Below are 1,657 nucleotides of genomic sequence, written 5' to 3'. Positions count from 1 at the left end.
GCGGGACGAGAAGGCCGCCGGATCTTGGGAGGCTCCGAGATCCGGCGGCGGTCTTTTCTCTCTTTTGGTCTCTCTCTGCGATCTCTGTGAGCTTGAGAGAGGAGCGCAAGCGACGAACGGGCGAGAGGCATGTCTTTGATCTTTTAGGGTTTGAACAATATCCCGCCGGTGCCCGTGTAGAAGATGCCCGCGACGGCGCCCGTTATGAAGCAGGCCACGTTCGCTGCGAGGAGGGCCCAGAGGCCGAGGACGGCTATGTCCTTCGTGCGTTCGGGGACAAGGCTCGACGTTCCGCCGACGAAGATGGCGAGCGATGGGATGTGGGCGAATCCGCAGAGGGCGTATGTGGCGATGAAGACACTTCTTTCATGGACTATCTTTCCCGCCTGCACGAGGGCGCTGAGGTCCTGGTACGATTTCACCTCCGTCAGGATGATGCGCTCCCCGATGACGCGGGCTATCTGTGGCGCGTCGTCCAGGGGAACGCCCATGGCTACGGTGAAGGGATAGAAGATGTAACCGAGGAGATGATCGAGGGAGAGGTCGACGGTCGTGCCGGCGGCGGAGCCTATGAGTTTTCCAAGATAGTTGAGGCCGCTGTCGAAGAGGGCGACGATGCCGATGAAGGCTATGAGGAGCGCTCCGATGCCGACGAGCATCCTCACCCCGGTCATGGCGCCGTTGATGACGGCCTCTATGGGGTTCGCGGCCTTCTGGTACTCGACGGCGACGACCTTTCCGAGTGTTTTGGGGGAGCCCGTCTCGGGAAAAAGGACCTTGGAGGCGAGTATGGCGGCGGGAGCGAGGAGGATGGAGGCGGAGATGAGGTGCCCCGCCACCTTCGGCAGGGTACCGGAAAGGATGATGACATAGAAGCCGAGGACGCTCGACGCGATGGTGGCCATGCCCGTCGTAAGGACCACCATGAGTTCCGACGGGGTCATCTCCTTGAGATAGGGCCGGACCGTGAGGTTCGATTCGATGCCGAGAAATATCTGGGCCGAGGCACAGAGCGACTCGGCGCCGCTTATGCCCATGACCTTGACGAAGACCCTGGCGAAGAGTCGGATGAGGCGTTCCATTATCCCCACGTAGTACAGGAGCTCCATGAGGGCGGCGAAGAATATGATGGAAGGGAGTGCCTGGAAGGCGAGGATGAACCCTGGTGACCCGGCCTTGCCGGGAGACAGCGCCAGGGGGCCGAAGAGGAACCTGATCCCCTCGAAGGCGCTTTCAATGACCTCCATGGTGATGTCGTTGAGGACGAGAAAGAGCCTCGAACCGAAGGGAACGAGGAAGACGAAAAGGGCGAAGACGATCTGGAGCGCCAGACCCCAGATGACCACCCGGGGATTCACCCGCCGCCTGTGCCTTGAGAGAACCCACAGGAACGCGAGAAACCAAAGCACACCCGCCGCGGAAACCCCATTGTATATCGTCACCTGAGCATCCCCTGTATTGTTATCCTGTGCGGATAAGATAACAGGTGTGACGGAGATTGGCAAGAAGAGAGGTGATGGGTCATGGGTGATAGGTCACATCTGTCCAAAATAAATTTTGAAGGGGAAACCCCGAACAGGTAGAATTAGTTTCGACGAAGAATCAAATAATACCTGAATGGAGGAATCCCCGTGAATAAGTTTAACAGTATGTTCGG

General features: G+C 58.6%; 1 protein-coding gene. It reads right to left on the bottom strand.

The window, feature by feature from the left end; all coding sequences use genetic code 11:
• Positions 1-143: 143 nt before the first annotated feature.
• Complete coding sequence (locus tag GXX82_13035; GenBank protein NLT23964.1) at positions 144-1,442, bottom strand: nucleoside transporter; 1,299 nt, start codon at positions 1,440-1,442, stop codon at positions 144-146.
• Positions 1,443-1,657 lie beyond the last annotated feature (215 nt).

The sequence above is a fragment of the Syntrophorhabdus sp. genome (assembly GCA_012719415.1).
In the GTDB taxonomy this organism is placed as follows: Bacteria; Desulfobacterota; Syntrophorhabdia; order Syntrophorhabdales; family Syntrophorhabdaceae; genus Delta-02.
The sequence above is the reverse complement of the archived record's forward strand: the minus strand, read 5'-3'. Positions and strand labels throughout refer to the sequence as shown.